Source organism: Odoribacter laneus YIT 12061 (genome assembly GCF_000243215.1).
Classification (GTDB): Bacteria; Bacteroidota; Bacteroidia; order Bacteroidales; family Marinifilaceae; genus Culturomica; species Culturomica lanea.
The window spans coordinates 1-18413 of the sequence record NZ_JH594600.1 but is presented as its reverse complement, the minus strand read 5'-3'; the positions used below and the strand labels follow the sequence as shown (position 1 = coordinate 18413).

General features: G+C 38.4%; 21 protein-coding genes, 2 tRNA genes and 1 other RNA gene. 6 read left to right on the top strand and 18 right to left on the bottom strand.

Annotated features, from left to right (window positions below):
• The first annotated feature begins 82 nt into the window (after window positions 1-82).
• Together HMPREF9449_RS15575 and HMPREF9449_RS15570 are read left to right on the top strand one after the other, a co-directional pair.
• On the top strand, window positions 83-619 hold the full coding sequence (locus HMPREF9449_RS15575) for a DUF5063 domain-containing protein (protein WP_009138227.1): 537 nt from the start codon (window positions 83-85) through the stop codon (window positions 617-619).
• A gap of 6 nt (window positions 620-625) precedes the next feature.
• On the top strand, window positions 626-1201 hold the full coding sequence (locus tag HMPREF9449_RS15570) for a 3'-5' exonuclease (RefSeq protein WP_040612186.1): 576 nt from the start codon (window positions 626-628) through the stop codon (window positions 1199-1201).
• Here the strand turns inward: HMPREF9449_RS15570 and HMPREF9449_RS15565 are convergent.
• Complete coding sequence (locus HMPREF9449_RS15565) at window positions 1149-2336, bottom strand: hybrid sensor histidine kinase/response regulator (RefSeq protein ID WP_009138225.1); 1188 nt, start codon at window positions 2334-2336, stop codon at window positions 1149-1151. The two genes, HMPREF9449_RS15570 and HMPREF9449_RS15565, sit on opposite strands and share 53 nt — an antisense overlap.
• Before the next feature lie 10 nt (window positions 2337-2346).
• Window positions 2347-2946: a hypothetical protein gene (locus tag HMPREF9449_RS15560; RefSeq protein WP_009138224.1), complete on the bottom strand. Its 600-nt coding sequence runs from the start codon at window positions 2944-2946 to the stop codon at window positions 2347-2349.
• A gap of 264 nt (window positions 2947-3210) precedes the next feature.
• On the opposite strand from HMPREF9449_RS15560, the gene ffs reads away from it, so the two are divergent.
• The 4 genes from ffs (at window position 3211) to HMPREF9449_RS15545 (ending at window position 4294) form a co-directional block, all read left to right on the top strand.
• Window positions 3211-3304: signal recognition particle sRNA small type (ffs, locus tag HMPREF9449_RS16330), an RNA gene on the top strand.
• A 7-nt stretch (window positions 3305-3311) separates the two neighbouring features.
• A tRNA-Thr gene (locus tag HMPREF9449_RS15555) sits at window positions 3312-3385 on the top strand.
• A 133-nt stretch (window positions 3386-3518) separates the two neighbouring features.
• Window positions 3519-3590 (top strand) — tRNA-Thr (locus HMPREF9449_RS15550).
• A gap of 116 nt (window positions 3591-3706) precedes the next feature.
• Entirely contained in the window at window positions 3707-4294 is a 588-nt protein-coding gene (locus tag HMPREF9449_RS15545; RefSeq protein WP_040612188.1) for a sugar O-acetyltransferase, read from the top strand.
• Window positions 4295-4352: 58 nt separating this feature from the next.
• On the opposite strand, the gene rd is transcribed toward HMPREF9449_RS15545, so the two are convergent.
• From rd to HMPREF9449_RS15465, 16 genes are all read right to left on the bottom strand, one after another.
• Complete coding sequence (gene rd / locus HMPREF9449_RS15540; protein WP_009138222.1) at window positions 4353-4517, bottom strand: rubredoxin; 165 nt, start codon at window positions 4515-4517, stop codon at window positions 4353-4355.
• Between the two features lie 212 nt (window positions 4518-4729).
• Window positions 4730-5872 (bottom strand): DegT/DnrJ/EryC1/StrS family aminotransferase, encoded by a 1143-nt coding sequence (locus HMPREF9449_RS15535; RefSeq protein ID WP_009138221.1) that lies wholly within the window; start codon window positions 5870-5872, stop codon window positions 4730-4732.
• A 110-nt stretch (window positions 5873-5982) separates the two neighbouring features.
• Entirely contained in the window at window positions 5983-6645 is a 663-nt protein-coding gene (locus HMPREF9449_RS15530) for an MBL fold metallo-hydrolase (protein ID WP_040612184.1), read from the bottom strand.
• Window positions 6623-7366, bottom strand: coding sequence for an SDR family NAD(P)-dependent oxidoreductase (locus tag HMPREF9449_RS15525; RefSeq protein ID WP_009138219.1), 744 nt, complete (start codon window positions 7364-7366; stop codon window positions 6623-6625). The genes HMPREF9449_RS15530 and HMPREF9449_RS15525 overlap by 23 nt, the downstream gene beginning before the upstream one ends.
• Before the next feature lie 10 nt (window positions 7367-7376).
• On the bottom strand, window positions 7377-8222 hold the full coding sequence (locus tag HMPREF9449_RS15520) for a 3-oxoacyl-ACP synthase III family protein (protein ID WP_187118611.1): 846 nt from the start codon (window positions 8220-8222) through the stop codon (window positions 7377-7379).
• 225 nt (window positions 8223-8447) lie between these two features.
• Entirely contained in the window at window positions 8448-8675 is a 228-nt protein-coding gene (locus HMPREF9449_RS15515; RefSeq protein WP_009138217.1) for an acyl carrier protein, read from the bottom strand.
• A 4-nt stretch (window positions 8676-8679) separates the two neighbouring features.
• Window positions 8680-9618 (bottom strand): ACP S-malonyltransferase, encoded by a 939-nt coding sequence (fabD, locus tag HMPREF9449_RS15510; protein WP_009138216.1) that lies wholly within the window; start codon window positions 9616-9618, stop codon window positions 8680-8682.
• 57 nt (window positions 9619-9675) lie between these two features.
• Window positions 9676-10308: an acetyltransferase gene (locus HMPREF9449_RS15505; protein WP_009138215.1), complete on the bottom strand. Its 633-nt coding sequence runs from the start codon at window positions 10306-10308 to the stop codon at window positions 9676-9678.
• The gene (locus tag HMPREF9449_RS15500) at window positions 10305-10931 is read right to left on the bottom strand and encodes a sugar transferase (protein WP_009138214.1); all 627 of its coding nucleotides are present in this window, start codon (window positions 10929-10931) and stop codon (window positions 10305-10307) included. Before HMPREF9449_RS15500 ends, HMPREF9449_RS15505 begins: the two co-directional genes overlap by 4 nt.
• A gap of 10 nt (window positions 10932-10941) precedes the next feature.
• The gene (locus HMPREF9449_RS15495; RefSeq protein ID WP_009138213.1) at window positions 10942-12147 is read right to left on the bottom strand and encodes a glycosyltransferase family 4 protein; all 1206 of its coding nucleotides are present in this window, start codon (window positions 12145-12147) and stop codon (window positions 10942-10944) included.
• A 7-nt stretch (window positions 12148-12154) separates the two neighbouring features.
• The gene (gene wecB / locus HMPREF9449_RS15490) at window positions 12155-13339 is read right to left on the bottom strand and encodes a non-hydrolyzing UDP-N-acetylglucosamine 2-epimerase (RefSeq protein ID WP_009138212.1); all 1185 of its coding nucleotides are present in this window, start codon (window positions 13337-13339) and stop codon (window positions 12155-12157) included.
• 5 nt (window positions 13340-13344) lie between these two features.
• A complete protein-coding gene (locus HMPREF9449_RS15485) occupies window positions 13345-14490 on the bottom strand; it encodes a capsular polysaccharide biosynthesis protein CapF (RefSeq protein WP_009138211.1) in 1146 nt (381 codons plus the stop codon).
• A 27-nt stretch (window positions 14491-14517) separates the two neighbouring features.
• On the bottom strand, window positions 14518-15573 hold the full coding sequence (locus tag HMPREF9449_RS15480) for a polysaccharide biosynthesis protein (RefSeq protein WP_009138210.1): 1056 nt from the start codon (window positions 15571-15573) through the stop codon (window positions 14518-14520).
• Between the two features lies 1 nt (window position 15574).
• Window positions 15575-16720, bottom strand: a complete 1146-nt coding sequence (locus HMPREF9449_RS15475; RefSeq protein WP_009138209.1) for a glycosyltransferase — start codon at window positions 16718-16720, stop codon at window positions 15575-15577.
• Window positions 16711-17811 carry a DegT/DnrJ/EryC1/StrS family aminotransferase gene (locus tag HMPREF9449_RS15470; RefSeq protein ID WP_009138208.1) on the bottom strand — a complete coding sequence of 367 codons (1101 nt, stop codon included), beginning with the start codon at window positions 17809-17811 and terminating at the stop codon, window positions 16711-16713. Before HMPREF9449_RS15470 ends, HMPREF9449_RS15475 begins: the two co-directional genes overlap by 10 nt.
• A gap of 6 nt (window positions 17812-17817) precedes the next feature.
• The coding region (locus HMPREF9449_RS15465; RefSeq protein ID WP_009138207.1) for an LbetaH domain-containing protein at window positions 17818-18413 on the bottom strand (596 nt) is incomplete at its 5' end.

The following is an 18413-nucleotide window of genomic DNA, read 5'->3' as shown; positions in this document are numbered from 1 at the left end:
GCTTTTCCCCTTTTTTAAAATATTCTTTTTCATCGGCCGACATTGCTACACTTTTTGTACCTTTGTCCTAAATAAAAAGAGTATGGAAGATTTTCAACACGTAGGATATAGTAAAGAAGTAATAGAATTCGTTGCCGTAGCGAAAGAATTTTGTGATTTTGTCGAGACGATACCTACGATGGAACGAAAAGATGTATTGCAGCGGTTGCAGAAATTTATTCCTTTAATTTACTTGAAAGGAAGCTTGTTGCCCGCTTGTGAATGTGAAGAGGAAGGATTGGCTGAGGATACCGTTACAGAAGAGCAATACAATTATCTTTTCGGGGAATTGCATCGTCTTTTCGGGGAATATGATGAATACCTCGAGGTTTTCGATGAGAGTATGCAATACAGTGAAGCTCCGGTAGTGCATTCGATTTCGGAGAAAGTATGCGATATATACCAGGATTTGAAAAACTTTATTACAACTTTTCGTTGCGGGATTCCGGAAATTATCGGAGAGGCTTTGTGGATGTTGAATAATAATTTTGAATTATATTGGGGAAAAGCCTGTGCAGAAGTTCTGCGGGCTGTTCATCAGGCGGTGTATCGCTTGGCTGATGACGAAAGAAAAATGTAAAGTAAAGTGAGATACAGAGAAAATATTGATACAAAGGAAATGCAGGAATTACCTGCTTTTTCTTATGAGGGGGAAGTGATTGTCGTAGAAGAAGCAAAGAACGTCGAGGAGGCTGTTCGTTATCTTGCTGCTCATACATGTTTAGGTTTCGATACCGAAACACGGCCTGCTTTTCACAAGGGAGAGACTCATCCCGTCAGTCTTTTACAATTAGCGGCGCCGGAAAAAGTGTATCTCTTTCGATTGAATAAGTGCGGATTTTCAATGGCGCTACGTAATTTATTGGCAGAAAAACGAATTGCGAAAATAGGAGTAGGCATACGGGACGATATCCGGGCTTTGAGAAAATTGGGAAATTTTCAACCGGCTTCTTTTATCGATTTGCAGGAATTTGTCGTTCCTTATGGCATTGAAGAGAAATCTTTTTCCAAGCTTATGGCTATTATTTTTCAGGTAAAAATATCGAAACGGCAGCGGGTTTCTAATTGGGATGCTCCTGTATTAACTTCTTCTCAGATAAAATATGCTGCTACGGATGCCTGGGGAGCTCTACGGATGTATGAGGAATTAATGAATCGATAAGGGGTTTGCCGGGAAAATCGGTACTGCTGGGGATTGTAAAATAAAAGATCGTTCCTTCTCCTTCTTTCGATTTAAAGCGAAGTTTACCTTTGTTTAGCTTGATAAAGTCGCGGCTTAGCAATAAGCCTAAACCACAGCCTTTTTCATTCTTCGTGCCATACGTACTGCACAACTGACCGTCTTTTAAAAGTTTGGACTGGTTCTCTTTTTTTATCCCTTGTCCGTTATCTTTTACAGCTACAGAGACTTGTTCATTATATTCTGTAAGCATAATAGAGACCTCTCCTCCGGGATAAGTAAATTTGATGGCGTTGGAAATCAGGTTCCTCAGTACCGTTTTAATCATGTCTTCATCTGCATAAACGAAAACCGGTTTTTTGACAGAATTAACTAAATTGATGTTTTTAGATTTAGCTATAGCTGTAAAAAGGGAGAGGACTTCTCTGATACTGATGGCCAGATCAAAATTACTCCGGACCACTTTAGTTTTCCCGTTTAAATTCCGACTCCAGCGTAACAAATTTTCCAGTAGGTTAAAAGCTTGTTCGGTCGTTTCATTAATCATTTCAAATTTTTTCCGGATCCCTGCATTCCGGATTTTGTCTTTTTGACTTTCGATGATAGAATTGATCATTTTGATGGTTCCAATAGGAGCTCTTAAGTCGTGGGCAATGACAGAATATAATTTGTCCCGGGCTTCTATGGTTTCTTGTAAACGTTCATTTTGACGCCGGATGGTTCGGGTAGCTTCCAACAGTAATAATTGATGTTTTACCCGTAACAGTAATTCTTTCTCCCGAAGCGGTTTGGTAATAAAATCCGTATAATCGAAATTCAGGCATTCGGCTATAATAGAATCATCTTTTATAGAAGAGATAAAAATGATAGGTGTCGTACGGGTGGTGACTTTATTCCGTAATTGGGAAATGATTTTACATTCGGCCGGTGTTGAACCGGCGGGAGCCAACAAAATCAAGTCCGGTTGTGATTCTTTTATTTGCAAAATAGCTTTGTCTTCCTCCTGTATACATTCAACGCGATACTGTGCTTTTTTCAAGATACTGCTTATCCTTTCCTGCATAGGAAGAAGGGGGCAAATAAGTAATAAACGGTATTTTTTACTGTTGAAATGCATAAGAGGTGACTTAAAGTCTGTTAGCGGTTAATTGAGCTGTGAGCTGATTAGCTTGTTTTAACTTGTAATTCATTTTTTTAAAGATGAAATTTTTCTCCAAATTGGCTGCTATAATAGCGGAAAATGCTGTAAATAGCTCGATATCATCTTTATTCCAACTGTTTTGACAAGTACAGTGAGAAAAAGAAAGGAAGGAAAAAAGATAACCGGAAAATAATGGAAATAGAAGTGATTCTTCTATATTACAATCTTCCAGGAAACATTTTAATTCCTTACAATTTAAATCCGAGGCATGGCGTATGTAAATATAATTGTGGGTATTCAACTGATCTTCCAGTTCCTGTTCAAAAAAACATTTTTGCTTTTTGATTTTGTTTTTTATAGAAGGTAGTGAAGGTTTATGCCATTCATGTAATAGGGTAAAAGTCATATCGGGATATATTTTGATGATGTGAACTCTGTCATTTTGACAATATGTTCCAATCATTTTTAAGGCATTATCTAAATTCGACCGGTAATCGTGGTCCGATGTCAGGGTAATATTTAATCTGGTTAAAAACTTTATATCAGAATTGTAATTCCTCTCCTCATTTCTCCAATCTGTCTGCATAAATTGAAATGTTAAATATGTTATTCATTTTAATAAAATATACACAATTGTTACAACTTATACCGTATCCCGTAGAGATGGGTTGCATGAAAGGAGCTTTTTAACTTTTAAATTATTGAATTATATGAGGTTGCAACTACTTTTAAATTCTTTATAAGAAAAAAGGTTTGTAAAGTTTAAATAGAAGGGGAAGTACAAACTTTTTTATGATAAAAAAGAGTTGAAAAATTTGGTAGGTAGTGATAATTTTGTACTTTTGTGCCCGGGTAAGTCCTATGCGACCAGCTCCTGTCGAACTCCCCCAGGGTCGGAAGGCAGCAAGGGTAGATGGTTGTAGCGGTGCGACATAGTCCGCTTACCCGCTTGCCTCTTTAGCTCAGTTGGCCAGAGCACGTGATTTGTAATCTCGGGGTCGTTGGTTCGAATCCGACAAGAGGCTCAAAGAGAGAATCTGAGACGGATGGATGTAAATCCATCCGACAAGAAACTCCAGAAAGGAAAGCGGATAAACAAAGTTCATCTGCTTTTTTACTCAAAGAGGGGGAGGTTTGTGTTGGAGAAAGTTTTTATCTGCTGTTATAGCTCAGGGGTAGAGCACTTCCTTGGTAAGGAAGAGGTCGTGAGTTCAAATCTCACTAACAGCTCTTTATCAGCCTGCTTTAAGCAGGCTTTTTGTTTGGATGATAGGGAAACGGTTCTTTTGTCAGCTTTTTCGGAAAAAAGGTCCGTCCCTCTTTGCTGGAATTTGAAAGGAAATGAGATGACAGAAAAAGAGAAAGCTGCTCAGGGTTTATTATATGATGCCAATTACGATCGCAATTTAATAGAAGAGCGCCTTTTTTGTAAAGGAATTCTCTATGAGTACAATCGTTTACATCCTTCCTTATTGGAGGAGAGAGAGAAACTCCTCAAAAAACTACTGGGAAAAACCGGTAAGAATCTGCTGATAGAACAGCCTTTCTTATGCGATTACGGTTATAATATTGAGGTAGGGGAAAATTTCTATGCCAACACTCATTGTACGATCTTGGATGCAGCCAAAGTAACTTTTGGAGAGAATGTATTTGTTGCTCCGGATTGTAGTTTTTACACAGCGGGACATCCTTTCGACCTGGAACAAAGAAATCGGGGATTGGAGTATGCTTTTCCGATAAAAGTGGGAAATAATGTATGGATAGGAGGGCATGTAGTTGTATTACCCGGGGTGAGTATCGGGGATAATTCCGTTATCGGGGCCGGTAGTGTAGTAAGCAAAAACATTCCTGCCGGCGTCCTTGCTGCTGGTAATCCTTGTAAAGTTATCCGCGAGATTACCGACGACGACCGGCGAAAATACAAAGAAGCCTGAGAGGGGACGGTTCTTTTGCCACCTGTTTTTTGCAAAAAAGGTCCGTCCCCTTTGCTATTTATTCTTCGACCGGTTCAAAATCTTCTTTGCCTACTCCGCAAAGCGGGCAAACCCAATCGTCCGGAAGATCTTCGAATGCCGTTCCCGGTTCTATTCCACTATCCGGATCTCCTTTTGCCGGATCGTAAATGTATTCACATACGGTGCAGATGTACTTTTTCATAACAACAAGTTTTAGTTTTTTATTCTGTTTTTCCAAAGCAAAAATAATATTTTAAAAGATATTTTTGTCTTTTCCTGAATATATACGTTTTTTTTTAGATAAAGTTTATATTTAAAAAACACCCCGAAAGTTGGATATAGAACTTTTGGGGTGCACTTCTCTAACGCTTTCGGAGGTCTTTTTTCTCCGTTGCGTTTCTTGTGAGATTGAAACTATGCTTTGAGTTTTTCTTTGATTTTGCTTACTACCATGTGAATATCTTTATCCTCCAGCATGGAACCGGAAGGCAGACACAGCCCCTGATTAAAAATGGTCTCGGCAGTTCCGTCACCGTAGAAAGGATTTTCTGAAAATACCGGTTGCAAGTGCATCGGTTTCCATAACAGGCGCGATTCAATATTTTCCTGCTCCAAATAGATCCGAATTTCATCGGCCGTGACTCCAGCTAAAGTTGGATCGACGGTGATACAAGTCAGCCAATAATTAGAATTAAAGTCCTGATGAGGGGCTTGTTTTACTTCAATACCTGCGATTCCTTCCAGTAGCTCAGTATATAATTGATGAATGGCTCTTCGTCTTTCCACATGTTTCTGGAGCACCAACATTTGTCCGCGGCCGATTCCGGCACATATATTACTCATCCGGTAGTTATACCCTACGTGTTCGTGGTGATAATAGGGGCGGTTTTCCCGGGCTTGAGTGGCATAAAACATTGTCTGTTTTGCTTCTTCTTCTGTCCGGCAGATCAATGCACCTCCTCCGGAAGTGGTAATAATCTTATTTCCATTAAAGCTCAATGCACCAAATTCTCCGAATGTTCCGCATTTTCGTCCTTTATATTCTGACCCCAATGCTTCTGCAGCATCTTCCAGCAGAGGAATGCCGTATTTTTGGGCAATTGTCCTGATTTCGTCCAGTTTAGCAGGCATGCCGTACAGATGTACTGGAATAATTGCTTTGGGAAATTTCCCGGTTTTTTCTTTCCGGTCTAGAATTGCTTTTTCCAAAAATTCGGGCGCCATATTCCAGGTATCCTTCTCGCTATCTACAAACACAGGTGTTGCTCCCAGATAAGTCACTGGATTAGCGGAAGCTGCGAAAGTAAACGACTGACAAATCACTTCGTCACCGGCTTTTACCCCCAACTGCACTAGTCCCAAATGAATCGCTGCTGTCCCCGCGCTCAAAGCCACCACATGCCGGTCTTGCCCCACATAGGCAGCCAGCTCCTGTTCAAATGCATTCACATTCGGTCCCAGCGGAACTACCCAATTCGTATCAAATGCTTCCTTAATAAATTCCTGTTCCCGTCCTCCCATGTGGGCGAGAGAAAGGTAAATTCGTTTTTCCTTCATAACGATATTCAATAATTTTACTTTTATATAGATCGTATAATGATTTGCTTTTTACTTATAATAATTAGAATATTCCTTCCAAAAGCCTATTTCATTGGTTTGAAAAAAAATTATTTATAATTTCTATAAAATTCCTCAACCATACCTAAGGTAAAAGATTCACCGTGCCCGGGATATACCAGTACATGTGGTGAGAATGAATTGAATATTAACTCTATACTACCTTGAAATTCTTCGATAGAACCCTCATGTCTTTTTTTTATGAATGGTTTAAACCCGTTCATAATAGTATCTCCTGTAAATAAATAATTTCCGATATGAATACAAATGGAACTGCTGGAATGTCCAGGTGTATTTATAAAATAAATATCAAACGGATAGGAATGAAGATGATTGTTTACCTCTTCCGTGATGATATCGACAGAGTCAATGTGATGATATTCTTCAGAATTGTAGTATAATAAATTGTAATAATTTTGTGGAACCGATATTTTTTGAGCACATCTTTTTGAACATACTAATTGCGGATGGAACTCATTTAGTAATGGTTTAACTCCCCACATATGATCAAAATGTTCATGAGTCAATAAGATATATTGAAGAAATAAAGAATTTTCTGAAATATAGGTACTTATTTCACGGGGATTTTTGGACCCTGGATCGATGATAATGCATTTCCTGCTATTTTTATCATAAACGACATAAGAGTTGGAGGGTACCGGATGGTTAATAAACCGGATAACCTCAAACTTATTGTAAAGTATATCCTCCATCAATTGTAAATATACTGCCGGTAACCCATCTGGAAGCATCAGAAAGTAGATATATACAAGCGTTTGCAATATCGGAAGGTGTGCCGAATCCTAAGGGATGTCGTTCTGCATACCATTTTAAGATACTATCTTCTTCAATACCGCTTTTATTTAATATACTGGAAGGTACGAATCCGGGTTGAATACAATTCACTCTCATTTTTTGTTTTGACACTTCTAAAGCCATGGCTTTTGCAAAGGAATTAACAGCACCTTTGGTGCTGGAATAAAGAGAATTACCGACCTTTACATTGAACGTGGAAACAGAAGAGATAAAGACGACAGAAGCTCCGTGAGCAAGTTTTTTCTTTTTCAACAGCCGATTGAGTAATTTGATATTGGAAATAATGTTTGTATTAAATATTTCCTCTATTGCTTCATCCGTAATATTTTTAACCGGCATCGTTTTAATTATACCGGCACATAAAACAATACCGTCTAGTACAGGTAAAGTGTCTATGAGGTTGTTGAGGTTTTCAGTATTACACAAATCAGCTATACAGATTATATTTTCATCCCCTTGCATCAAGCTATAAGTCTCTTTCAATCTTTCTTCATTTCGGGCTAAGATGTATACATTGGCTTCCATTTTGGATATATCAATGGCAATCCCTTTTCCTATTCCGGAAGAAGCTCCTGTAACAAGTATTTTTTTACTATTTAAAGAGAATGGATTATACATGGCGATAGTTTTACAAATACATTAAATCAGGACAAACGATTTTATTTGTTTTAATGCAGCCAGAGCCCAGAGAAAAACCAACTCCGATTGTTGTCATACAAATGGTTAATGGTTTACTTTCTAATTCTTTTTTCAAGTTGGTAACCATTAATAAAGGAATTGTAGCACCGCTGGTGTTTCCGAATTCTTGGATATTATAAGGACATTTTTCTGGCGGAAATCCAATTTTTTTCCTCAGTTTTTCACATAGGAATTTATTTGCCTGGTGAATTAATAAATAGTCAACATCCTCTTTGTTCAGATGAATCTGATCCATTAATTCCTTGAAATTTTGAGGAACATGATGTATAGCGAAGGAAAATACTTCTGTTCCGTCCATTTTTTCTTGAAGTCTGTTTCTTTTAATGCCATCCCCATAATCTTCCTGGATAAAAGATTTTTCATTTACAGGATTTCTACTTCCGCCGTCTGGTACAATCACTGAAGCTCGACCGGAACCGTCCGTCAGATAATTGAAATCCATCTCGTCGTAATCCTGTTCATTATATTCTAGAGCAGTCACTGTCCCGGCATCACCTAATAGAAGATACATACTTCTATCGTGATAACTGGCGTATTCAGACTGGGTATTTCCTACCATTACGAGAGCTTTTTTAATTGTTCCGTTTTGGAGTAAACTTCCGGCGATTCCCATTCCTAACAAATATCCAGAACATCCCAAAGTAACATCAAAAGCTAAACAATTCTTGGTTATACCCATTTTATCTTGAAGTACACAAGCTGTTGCTGGGAGACGATAGTCAGTTGTATGAGAGACAAATACCAGTAGCCCAATTTCTGATTTATCCCATTTCAAATCTGATATTAATTTCTCGGCTGCTTTTTGACATAAATCCGAAGTACAAATGGATCCGTCGTGAATAGCACAGTGCCTCCTTTGGACTCCGGTCGTTTGTATATATTTTTCGATTTCTTCTGCAGAGAGTTCTTTATAATCCTTGTTTTCTTCAATTCGGGAAGGAACGCAGGCGGCGATCCCCCGAATTTTTACGTTTTTGATACTAAGAAAGGACATGCTTATTTATTTTGATTCAATAATACGATACAATTCTTCAATTGTATTTGCGTTTCTTAATTCTGCGCCTGTGAGTTGTTTGTCAAACTCTTCATCTACCATGGAGATGACAGATAATGCGACTAAAGAACTCCATTCGTCTAATTGTTTAAAATTTGTCTGTGGAGTAAATAGATCCATCTCGGTATCATCAAATTGTTCTGCAAATAATGTGATAAAATTCTGTAGTGTCATAATCTCAATTTTTTACTGTTTTATAATTTTTGATTTTATTCTTGTATGTTTGGACATCTAATAATGTCTGTACGTGTTTATCCGGATACATACGAGCTACAATTTTTTCTAATGTGTCATCTGTTCCCACTTCATAGAAACTATTTACGCCAGCTTCCACCATATTATTCACCATTTGGGTCCATAAAACCGGGTGAGTGATATGCTGAATTAAATTGTCTTTTATTTCTTTAGGTTCCTTATGAGGTTTGGCATCCACACATTGAAAGATGGGTATTGTCGGTTTTTTAAATTCTGTATCCCTAATTATTTTACCTAATTCAATCCTGGCTTCTTCCATAAAAGGAGAATGAAAAGAACCGCCGATAGGTAATAAAACAGCCTTTTTGGCTCCTTCGTTTCTGAAAGCTTTACAAGCAATTTTAACCCCTTGCCGACTGCCTGTTATTACTACTTGACCGGGACCATTGTAGTTAGCAAAGTAAACAGGTTCTCCGGAATCCTTGGCTATCTCTTTTAAACGTTTTTCAATATATTCATCAGGGAAACCGATGACTGCTCCCATAGCCGTATTATATTTTTCGCATACCTTTTGAGCAATTAAAGCCCGGTTTAGAACCAGATTAAGCCCGTCTTCGAAGGATAAACATTCATTTACCACAAGAGCGGCGAATTCTCCCAAAGAATGCCCAGCGACAACGTCAGGCGTTACATCTTCCTGGCATTTTGCTAATATTACTTCATATAAGAATACTGAAGGCTGGGTATTTTTGGTTTCCATTAATTCTAATTCAGAACCTTCAAACATAACATCTGTAATTCTTCTACCCAGATATTCGTTCGCTCTTTCAAACATGTCTTTAGCTTGGGAAGAAAGATGATATAAATCTTTACCCATTCCTTCTTTTTGACATCCCTGACCCGGAAAAATGAAAGCTTTCATATTGATCTTTTATTTTAATTTGAATCCCACCTTTTAATTTGGCTTTACGGATACTTTTTATTTTAAATATTTAGCCGGGTTACCGAAGACGGTTATTCCCGCTTTAACTTTACGAATCACAAAACTTCCTGCACCAACATGCGCTCCTTCTCCCACTGTAACTTTATGGCTCAGTATGGCTCCCGTATGAATCATTACATTATCTTCAACCACAACACCCCCTATGCAAACACAATGCGTATCTATTCTGACATAATTTCCAATTTTGCAATCATGAGCTACAACGGCGTATGACTGAATGAGTGAATTTTCTCCAATTTTTGCGTCCGCTCCGATAGAGGCATAATCAGCAATTATACAGCCTTCTCCGATTTCTGCATTCAGTCGGACTATAGCTGTTTTATGAATGAGAGATAGAAATTTCGCACCCTTTTCTTTCAATTTTTCGCATATCATCTTTTTGGTTTTAACCTCGCCAATGGAACAGGTAAAAACATCATTTTCTTTGATAGAATAATCATCAATTTTAGATAATAGAGGAGGATAATTTTTATAAGCCTTTAGTGACTCCACGTCGTCGTCAATAAACCCTTTGATATCAAAATCAGTTTTATAGCCTATGCATCCCAATGCAATATTATAAACAGAACGTCCCATGCCACCGGCTCCGATTATGATTAAATTCTTCATTTTTTTATATGTTTTGTAAACCCTAAATCATCTGCATCTTTAGAAATATGGTTGCCAACCGATATGTCTTTTCTCATGAGGACGTTTTTAATCGACCTGACAATTATTTTCAAGTCTAATAATAACGATACATGATCCACATACCATACGTCCAGCTCGAATCGTTTACTAAAAGGTAAGAAATTTCGTCCGCTTACTTGGGCTAGACCTGTTATACCAGGTCTTACTTCATGTCTTCTTGCTTGTTCTTGGGTGTATAAAGGTAAATATTCCGGTAATAAAGGGCGTGGGCCTATTAATGCCATGTCCCCTTTGAGTACGTTTATCAATTGAGGCAATTCATCCATAGATGTCGATCTGATAAACTTTCCTACTTTTGTAGTTCGTTGTGCATCCGGTAATAATTTTCCGTTTATATCCCGCTTATCGGTCATGGATTTAAATTTTATTACTTTAAATATTTTTCCATCTTTACCGGGCCGTTTCTGCATGAAAAAAACACCGGTTCCTTTATTGGCAAAATAAAGCCAACTGGCGATAATCAAAAGAAAAGGCCAGATAAAGAGAAGGACAATAAGGACAAGGGTAAAATCCAATAGACGTTTAAAACAATGTTTATACATGAAATGTATTTTACTTGATATGCGACATTATTTTTTGATAGGTATTTTCCACCAAATAGTTGTCCAGTAGAAAACGGTAGCCCCGTTCTCCCATTTCCCTGATCGATTCGGGATCGTGAACATACTTGTTTACACAAGCGGTGAAATCCTCTACTTTATTACTCTCACACCAATATCCGTAACCGTTGTTTTCTGCCATACTGCCGATATCCGTATGAACATCGGTTGCGGCTATTATCGGCATTTTGTATTCCAGATAAGAAAGTAAACGGGAGGGATAATTCGGAATAAGAAAGCGGTGATCGAGAAAAATTAAACCTACATCACAGGATTGGACTAAAGCATCGTAATCTTCTTTCGGTAACCGGGGAAACAAAGACATGTTTTGGGGTTTCGCTTCCTCAAACCAATGTTCAATCTTATAATATTCCGTGCCGTTGCCAACGATCAGAAAATGACAGTCGTTTCTTTCTTGGTTAGCTTCCAGACACTGAATCAGGAAGTCAATGCCCTGAGGTTTTCCCAGGTTGCCACCATAAATAAATACCGGTTTGTTCTTCGGAAGATGATATTTCTCCCGGATCTTTCCTTTGTTGGGAGAAGAGGAGGGAGGAGATAACTCGATACTGTTCGGAGCTACTTCTACTCTGTCCTGAGAAATAAATGTATTATGCCTGATTACAAATTCCACATTTGCAGGGGACATGCATCCGATATAATCCGAATGCCGGTATAAATGAATCTCTTTCTTTCTGAAATACCGATAGAACAGGCTGCTCCGGGAAAACATCCCCAGATCTACAGCATTTTGGGGAAAAATATCTTTCAGTAAAAGGTAGGAGACGGCTTGAGGATTCTTTTTCTTTAAATTTTTCACTACATTGGTGAACGTAATGGGGGGAGTAGAATAAAGAATCAAATCAAAGACAACCGAATTCAAATGTTTTTTAATGGCATTATTGAATTGTGTTTCCAGTAAAATTGTTCCTAGGCCTTTTTCAATAACGTTTGTCTTCTGAATGTTCAGTGTGCGTACTCCTAGGATATACACCCCATCTTTTTTCGACAAAGTCGTCTGTAACTTGAATTGTCGTTCGTAGGGTGTGACAATATAAACGTGGTGATCTTCATCACGGAATTTCCGCATCAGGTCGGCATAAATGTTTCTAGATCTAATTTCCCAGATCCTGCTGATAGTTAGAAATATAATGTTCATTTTATTCTTAATACTTCCTCCACACCATCTTATTTATCACTCCGGTGTAACTTTGAATGAGTTTCACTATTTTTGTAGAGACATTCTCATCTTGGTAATCGGGCACAGGCAATCCGTTATCTGCATTGTTGTTCATTTCAGTAGCTGTCTCTATTGCCTGAAGTAATGACTTTCCATCGATACCGGCCAAAGTAAATACTCCTTTGTCCAATGCTTCCGGGCGTTCCGTAGAGGTACGGATACAAATTGCCGGAAAGGGATAACCTATAGAGGTAAAAAAGGAGCTTTCTTCCGGGAGGGTTCCTGAATCGGAAACCACAGCGTATGCATGCATCTGGAGACAGTTGTAATCGTGAAAACCCAGTGGTTCATGCAGTATCACGCGGCTGTCTAATTGAAAGCCGCTGGCTTCCAAACGTTTTTTGCTGCGGGGATGGCAGGAATATAAGATAGGCATATCGTATTTTTCTGCCATGACATTGATTGCGTTGAATAAACTGGTGAAATTTTTTTCCGTGTCGATGTTTTCTTCGCGGTGGGCAGAAAGCAGAATGTAATGTCCTTTTTGCAAACCCAAACGTTGATGAATGTCGGAAGATTCAATTTCTGACAGATTCTGATGCAGTACTTCAGCCATTGGAGAGCCCGATACATAAGTGCGTTCTTTGGGCAGTCCGCAGTCTGCAAGATATCTCCGGGCATGTTCGGAATAACAGATGTTCACGTCGGAAATAATGTCCACGATACGGCGATTTGTTTCCTCTGGCAAACATTCATCCTTGCAACGGTTGCCGGCTTCCATATGGAAGATTGGGATGTGTAGCCGTTTAGCACCGATTACAGAAAGGCAGCTGTTGGTATCGCCCAATACTAAAACAGCATCGGGTTGAATCTGTACCATCAGCTTATACGAGGCATTGATGATATTTCCCATCGTAGCTCCTAAGTCATCCCCCACGGCATTCATATATACTTCGGGATCTTTCAGTTTCAGATCGCGAAAGAAGATTCCGTTCAGGTTGTAATCGTAGTTCTGACCTGTATGCGCCAGAATACAGTCGAAATATTGACGGCATTTGTTAATCACTGCTGCCAAGCGGATAATTTCCGGGCGCGTACCTACAATAATCAGAAGTTTCAACTTGCCGTTATTCTGGAATTTAGTATGAGAATAATCTGTTTTTATTTCCATTGTATTTACACTTTTTCAAAATAAGTATCCGGTTTGTCCGGATCGAATGCTTCATTCGCCCACATAAAGGTGACCAAATCTTCTGTTTCAGAAAGGTTAATAATATTGTGTGTATAACCCGGAATCATCTCCACCACTTCGATTTTGTCACCGCTTACCTCGAAATTAATTGCTTCCTCTGTCCCGATTTTGCGGAGCTGAATCAGTCCGTGACCGCTTACTACTACAAACTTTTCGTTTTTCGTGTGGTGCCAATGCTGACCTTTTGTGATCCCCGGTTTCGAAATATTCACCGAGAATTGTCCTCTGTCCGGAGTACGGATGATCTCCGTGAAACTGCCTCTTTCATCTATATTCATCTTCAGCGGATAACTGATTTTTTCCTTCGGCAGATAAGACAGATAGGTCGAATATAATTTTTTGGTAAAAGCATCACTTAGATCCGGTACTGTCAATTTTTCCGGTATTGACTTGAATGAATAAAGTAAGTCCACAATATCTCCCAGGGAGATCGTATGGACCACAGGTACTTCGCAATAATTTCCAAGGCGATGTTCGTTTCCACTCAATGCCGCTATCAATTCATCGACCACATCGTCTATATATACCAGATGCATCACGACACTCGGATCATTTACCTGAATAGATAGATCGTTGGCGATGTTATTGCAGAATGTCGCTACGGCGCTGTTGTAATTTGGCCGGCACCATTTCCCAAATACATTCGGAAAGCGATATACAAGTACTTTTGCTCCTGTTTCTGCCGCATACCTGAACAATAGCTCTTCTCCTGCCCGTTTCGATTCTCCATACGGATTATCTAGGGCTGCCTGCGTAGAAGAAGAGATCATCACCGGGCAAGTGTTGTGGTATTTTTTCAACGTATTTAGTAAAATAGAGGCAAAGCCGAAATTTCCTTGCATAAATTCTGTTTGATCTTTCGGTCGGTTGACTCCTGCCAGATTGAATACAAAGTCTGCATTTTTACAATATGTCTCCAACTCGGCCGCATCACTATCGATGTCATATTCAAATACTTTAATATCGGAAGATACGGCATAATTTTTTGCTTTGCCTGTCTGGATATTATACAATTGCGATACCAGATTCCGTCCGACAAAGCCTTTGGCTCCGGTTATAAGAATATTCATAAAAATCTATTGTTGCTTGATTATTGTTTATTCGCTCCTTATCTCAGGAGATTTTGCTTTTTCTTCCAGTCCCAAGTCTTCGCGGATAAATCGAAGTTTGAGCAGTAATTTTTTCATACCTTCCACATCCAGCCGGGCAGTATTGTGCGAGTGATAATCTTCTATTTTGGAAACGTCTTCATTACCTTCCGTAAAGAACTTGTCATAGTTCAAGTCGCGTGTATCACAGGGAATGCGGTAATAATTGTCCATATCGATCGCTTTGGCCATTTCCTCCCGGGTGACCAATGTTTCGTACAACTTTTCCCCGTGCCTTGTACCGATAGTTTTTACTTCTGTATCAGCGTGATAGAGTTCTTTCAATGCTTCAGCTAGTACTTCCAGTGTAGCGGCGGGTGCTTTTTGGACGAATAGATCGCCGTTCCGGCCGTGTTCAAAAGCATACATCACCAGGTCGACAGCATCGTCGAGCGTCATCATAAAACGTGTCATATGAGGATCGGTGATCGTAATTGGCTTACCAGATTTAATCTGATCGACCCATAACGGAATCACCGAGCCACGGCTCGCCATTACATTGCCATAACGGGTACAGCAAATGGTAGTCGTAGCTTCTTCTCCTAAGGCACGTCCTTTAGCGATAGCTATTTTCTCCATCATCGCTTTGGAAATACCCATCGCATTGATGGGATAAGCCGCTTTGTCGGTAGAAAGAACCACGACATTCTTCACTCCGTGAGCAATGGCGGATTCCAAAACATTATCTGTACCAATTACATTCGTCTCTACAGCCTGCAAAGGAAAAAATTCACAAGACGGAACCTGTTTCAAGGCTGCGGCGGAAAACACGTAATCCACCCCTCTCATTGCTCCGTCCACCGACTGTCGGTCGCGAATATTTCCAATATAAAACTTTACTTTCGGATTCTGTAGCTGATGCCGCATATCATCCTGCTTTTTTTCATCCCGGCTGAAAATCCGGATTTCCTTGATGTCCGAATTCAGGAAACGTCTGAGTACGGCATTCCCAAATGAGCCCGTACCACCTGTGATTAACAGGGTTTTGTCTTTAAAAATCGACATGTTATTTTAATATCTCATTAATTATATTCCCATACATTTCTGCTTGTTTTGCCCAATTGAATTCTTCAATTACAGCCCGTCGTCCATTTTGCCCCATTTCATAAGCTTTTTCTTTATTCTCAATTAAAAACTGAATAGCTTTAAAAATTTGATCCGTGTCATTGGGGTCAACGAGAATACCACAGTTATATTTCTCAATGATTTTTCGATACACGGGTACATCGGAACAAATTATCGGCAAAGCTGCCTCCATACTTTCAAAAATTTTGATCACTCCTAAAGATCCTTTGGGACTGCCCGTAAGCGAAAAATCTCTTAAAACATTACTTATTGTTGCCCGGGCTAATAAAGAAGGTAATTCTTCTTTTGCAAATCCATTTATAAACTCTATATTTTTCCAAAAAGACATAGATTGAATGGAACGTTCATAATTTTTATCACCGAAACGTCCGGCAAGAAGATATTTCACAGAACCATTTAATTTTTCAAGAGCTCTGATAAAATGTTCCTGTTTACTGATTTCGTATATGGAGCCAAAATAGATAACCGTGTCTTCTCGATTTTTATAATCATTATAATTAAGCTTATAATGAGGATTTAAAACCGGAAAGTTTGCTAATAAATATACTTTTTTGACTTTCCACTTTTTTAGATAATCGACTATATTTTCAGAAACAGTGAAAACAGCATCAAATTTTCTTAATGAAAATTTCATGTATTGAGCCAATAAAAATATCAGTGTCTTTTTTAAAACAACTGGAATTTTTCGGTTGTTTTTTATAGTATAGGGATGACTTTCAGTAAGATTAAATACTACTTTTCTCCCCGATAATTTTAATAATAAGCCTATAAAAAGGAAATCGATAGAATTTGTTTGGTAAATTGCAGCATTTTCTTTCCGCAATTTTTTAAACATATAAAAAGGAGCTATGAATATTCTTTTTAAATAACCAGAAGGTTTATATCCGGTTGAGATGATTTGTATCCCGTTTATAGTCTGAGCTGGTAAATTATCTGATACGAAATATTTTACCACATATCCATGCTCTACTAAAAATGGACCTTGGCGTTCATAAACGAGATTTCCGGGAACAAATCTTTTGAAAGAACTAAAAAAACAAAAAGTTTTATTTGAAACTATTTCCATTTATTAAGTGTATCTATAATAAAGTTGATTTCTAAAGTAGAAATAACCGGACTTATGGGTAAACTCAATTCTTCTTTGTGAATTTGTTCTGTTATAGGAAGAGAAATATGATTCATCTCTTTATAACAGGTTTGTTTATGAGGAGGTATAGGGTAATGGATAATGGTTTGGATCCCCTGCTCTGTTAAATATGCTTGCAATCTATCCCGTTCTGTACAACGGATCGGGAAAAGGTGGAAAGCATGAGATTTCCAATTACTGATCTTTGGTAATATAATCTTAGGATTCGTTATTTCATTTATATATCGTTTTGCAACTTCCTGGCGCAAGGCTACATCTTCGTCTAAGTGCTTTAATTTTGTTGTAAGTACTGCTGCTTGTATTTCATCTAAACGACTGTTTCTTCCGCAATATTGAAAGACATATTTTTGGGATGAACCATAATTCGCTACAGCTCTTATAATTTCAGCTAATTTCTCATCGTTCGTCGTTACGGCACCTGCATCACCTAGTGCGCCTAAATTCTTGCCCGGATAAAAAGAATGACCTGCAGCATCTCCCAGAGATCCCGTTTTTTGATTTTTGTATAAACAACCATGAGCCTGCGCATTATCTTCTATCAATTTCAGGCGGTATTTTTTACATATTTCACCAATTTTTTCCGTATAGGCACATTGTCCATAAAGATGTACAATCAAAATCGCTTTAGTTCTATCGGTTATTGCTTTTTCAATTTTAGAATCATCTATTTGATACGTTTCTATATCGGGCTCTACTAATATCGGTTTTAAGCCGTTTTCAGTTATAGCTAAAATGGAAGCAATATAAGTATTTGCAGGAACAATTACTTCATCCCCTGGTTTCATAACTCCCATTTCCAGGTATGCTCTGAATATCCAAATTAAAGCATCTAAACCATTGGCACATCCGATGGTATATTGGGTACCGATATAGTTAGAATAATTTGTTTCAAAGGTTTTATTTTCATTTCCTTGGAGATACCAGCCTGCATCCACTACACGTAATACGGCATCGTGTATTTCATCAGCATATTTTGCTGTAATTTTTTGTAAATCTAAAAATTTGATCATATCTCCTTAATCTTCTTTAATTCTTTTCAAAAATTTTGCAGGACTTCCTACATGGATTTCATAATCGGGAATATCGTGTGTAGCTAAGCTTGCTGCTCCAAGCATAGCGAAAGCACCAATTTTTTTATAAGCTAGTATCGTCGAACCTACCGCAATATCAGAGCATATTCCCATTTTAGAATAACCTGTCATAATAGCTCCCACCGAGCAGTGGCAGAGTTCTCCCATTTCAATATTATGGCCGATCATACTATTTGCCATAATCAAAGAAGAACTTCCTATAATGGCTTGGGGACCCACATAACAATTTGCCATAATAAAAACTCCGGGTTCAATAATTGCGTTTTTGGCGACAAAGGCAGATTTGTGTATGATGGTCGCCAGACGATTTTTCGGAATATTGGCTTCACGATACATTTTTTCCGTTAAGACATTTCTGCCTACTAAATGAATTCCCCAAGAAAAGTAATAATCTGTTGTGTCGAGAAATCTTTTAATGGAAGAGAGCGGGCCTATAACAGGATAACCACAAACTTGTTCTTCAAAATCATTAATAAACCCAACAATTTCCCATTCATAATCATTGTATCTTTTTTGATTAT

Bases quoted from the DNA above. Each gene is read 5' to 3' on its own strand.
- HMPREF9449_RS15575 (WP_009138227.1), top strand. From the start codon at position 83: ATGGAAGATTTTCAACACGTAGGATATAGTAAAGAAGTAATAGAATTC.
- HMPREF9449_RS15565 (WP_009138225.1), bottom strand. From the start codon at position 2,336: ATGCATTTCAACAGTAAAAAATACCGTTTATTACTTATTTGCCCCCTT.
- HMPREF9449_RS15560 (WP_009138224.1), bottom strand. From the start codon at position 2,946: ATGCAGACAGATTGGAGAAATGAGGAGAGGAATTACAATTCTGATATA.
- HMPREF9449_RS15545 (WP_040612188.1), top strand. From the start codon at position 3,707: ATGACAGAAAAAGAGAAAGCTGCTCAGGGTTTATTATATGATGCCAAT.
- rd (WP_009138222.1), bottom strand. From the start codon at position 4,517: ATGAAAAAGTACATCTGCACCGTATGTGAATACATTTACGATCCGGCA.
- HMPREF9449_RS15535 (WP_009138221.1), bottom strand. From the start codon at position 5,872: ATGAAGGAAAAACGAATTTACCTTTCTCTCGCCCACATGGGAGGACGG.
- HMPREF9449_RS15530 (WP_040612184.1), bottom strand. From the start codon at position 6,645: ATGGAGGATATACTTTACAATAAGTTTGAGGTTATCCGGTTTATTAAC.
- HMPREF9449_RS15525 (WP_009138219.1), bottom strand. From the start codon at position 7,366: ATGTATAATCCATTCTCTTTAAATAGTAAAAAAATACTTGTTACAGGA.
- HMPREF9449_RS15515 (WP_009138217.1), bottom strand. From the start codon at position 8,675: ATGACACTACAGAATTTTATCACATTATTTGCAGAACAATTTGATGAT.
- fabD (WP_009138216.1), bottom strand. From the start codon at position 9,618: ATGAAAGCTTTCATTTTTCCGGGTCAGGGATGTCAAAAAGAAGGAATG.
- HMPREF9449_RS15505 (WP_009138215.1), bottom strand. From the start codon at position 10,308: ATGAAGAATTTAATCATAATCGGAGCCGGTGGCATGGGACGTTCTGTT.
- HMPREF9449_RS15500 (WP_009138214.1), bottom strand. From the start codon at position 10,931: ATGTATAAACATTGTTTTAAACGTCTATTGGATTTTACCCTTGTCCTT.
- HMPREF9449_RS15495 (WP_009138213.1), bottom strand. From the start codon at position 12,147: ATGAACATTATATTTCTAACTATCAGCAGGATCTGGGAAATTAGATCT.
- wecB (WP_009138212.1), bottom strand. From the start codon at position 13,339: ATGGAAATAAAAACAGATTATTCTCATACTAAATTCCAGAATAACGGC.
- HMPREF9449_RS15485 (WP_009138211.1), bottom strand. From the start codon at position 14,490: ATGAATATTCTTATAACCGGAGCCAAAGGCTTTGTCGGACGGAATCTG.
- HMPREF9449_RS15480 (WP_009138210.1), bottom strand. From the start codon at position 15,573: ATGTCGATTTTTAAAGACAAAACCCTGTTAATCACAGGTGGTACGGGC.
- HMPREF9449_RS15475 (WP_009138209.1), bottom strand. From the start codon at position 16,720: ATGGAAATAGTTTCAAATAAAACTTTTTGTTTTTTTAGTTCTTTCAAA.
- HMPREF9449_RS15470 (WP_009138208.1), bottom strand. From the start codon at position 17,811: ATGATCAAATTTTTAGATTTACAAAAAATTACAGCAAAATATGCTGAT.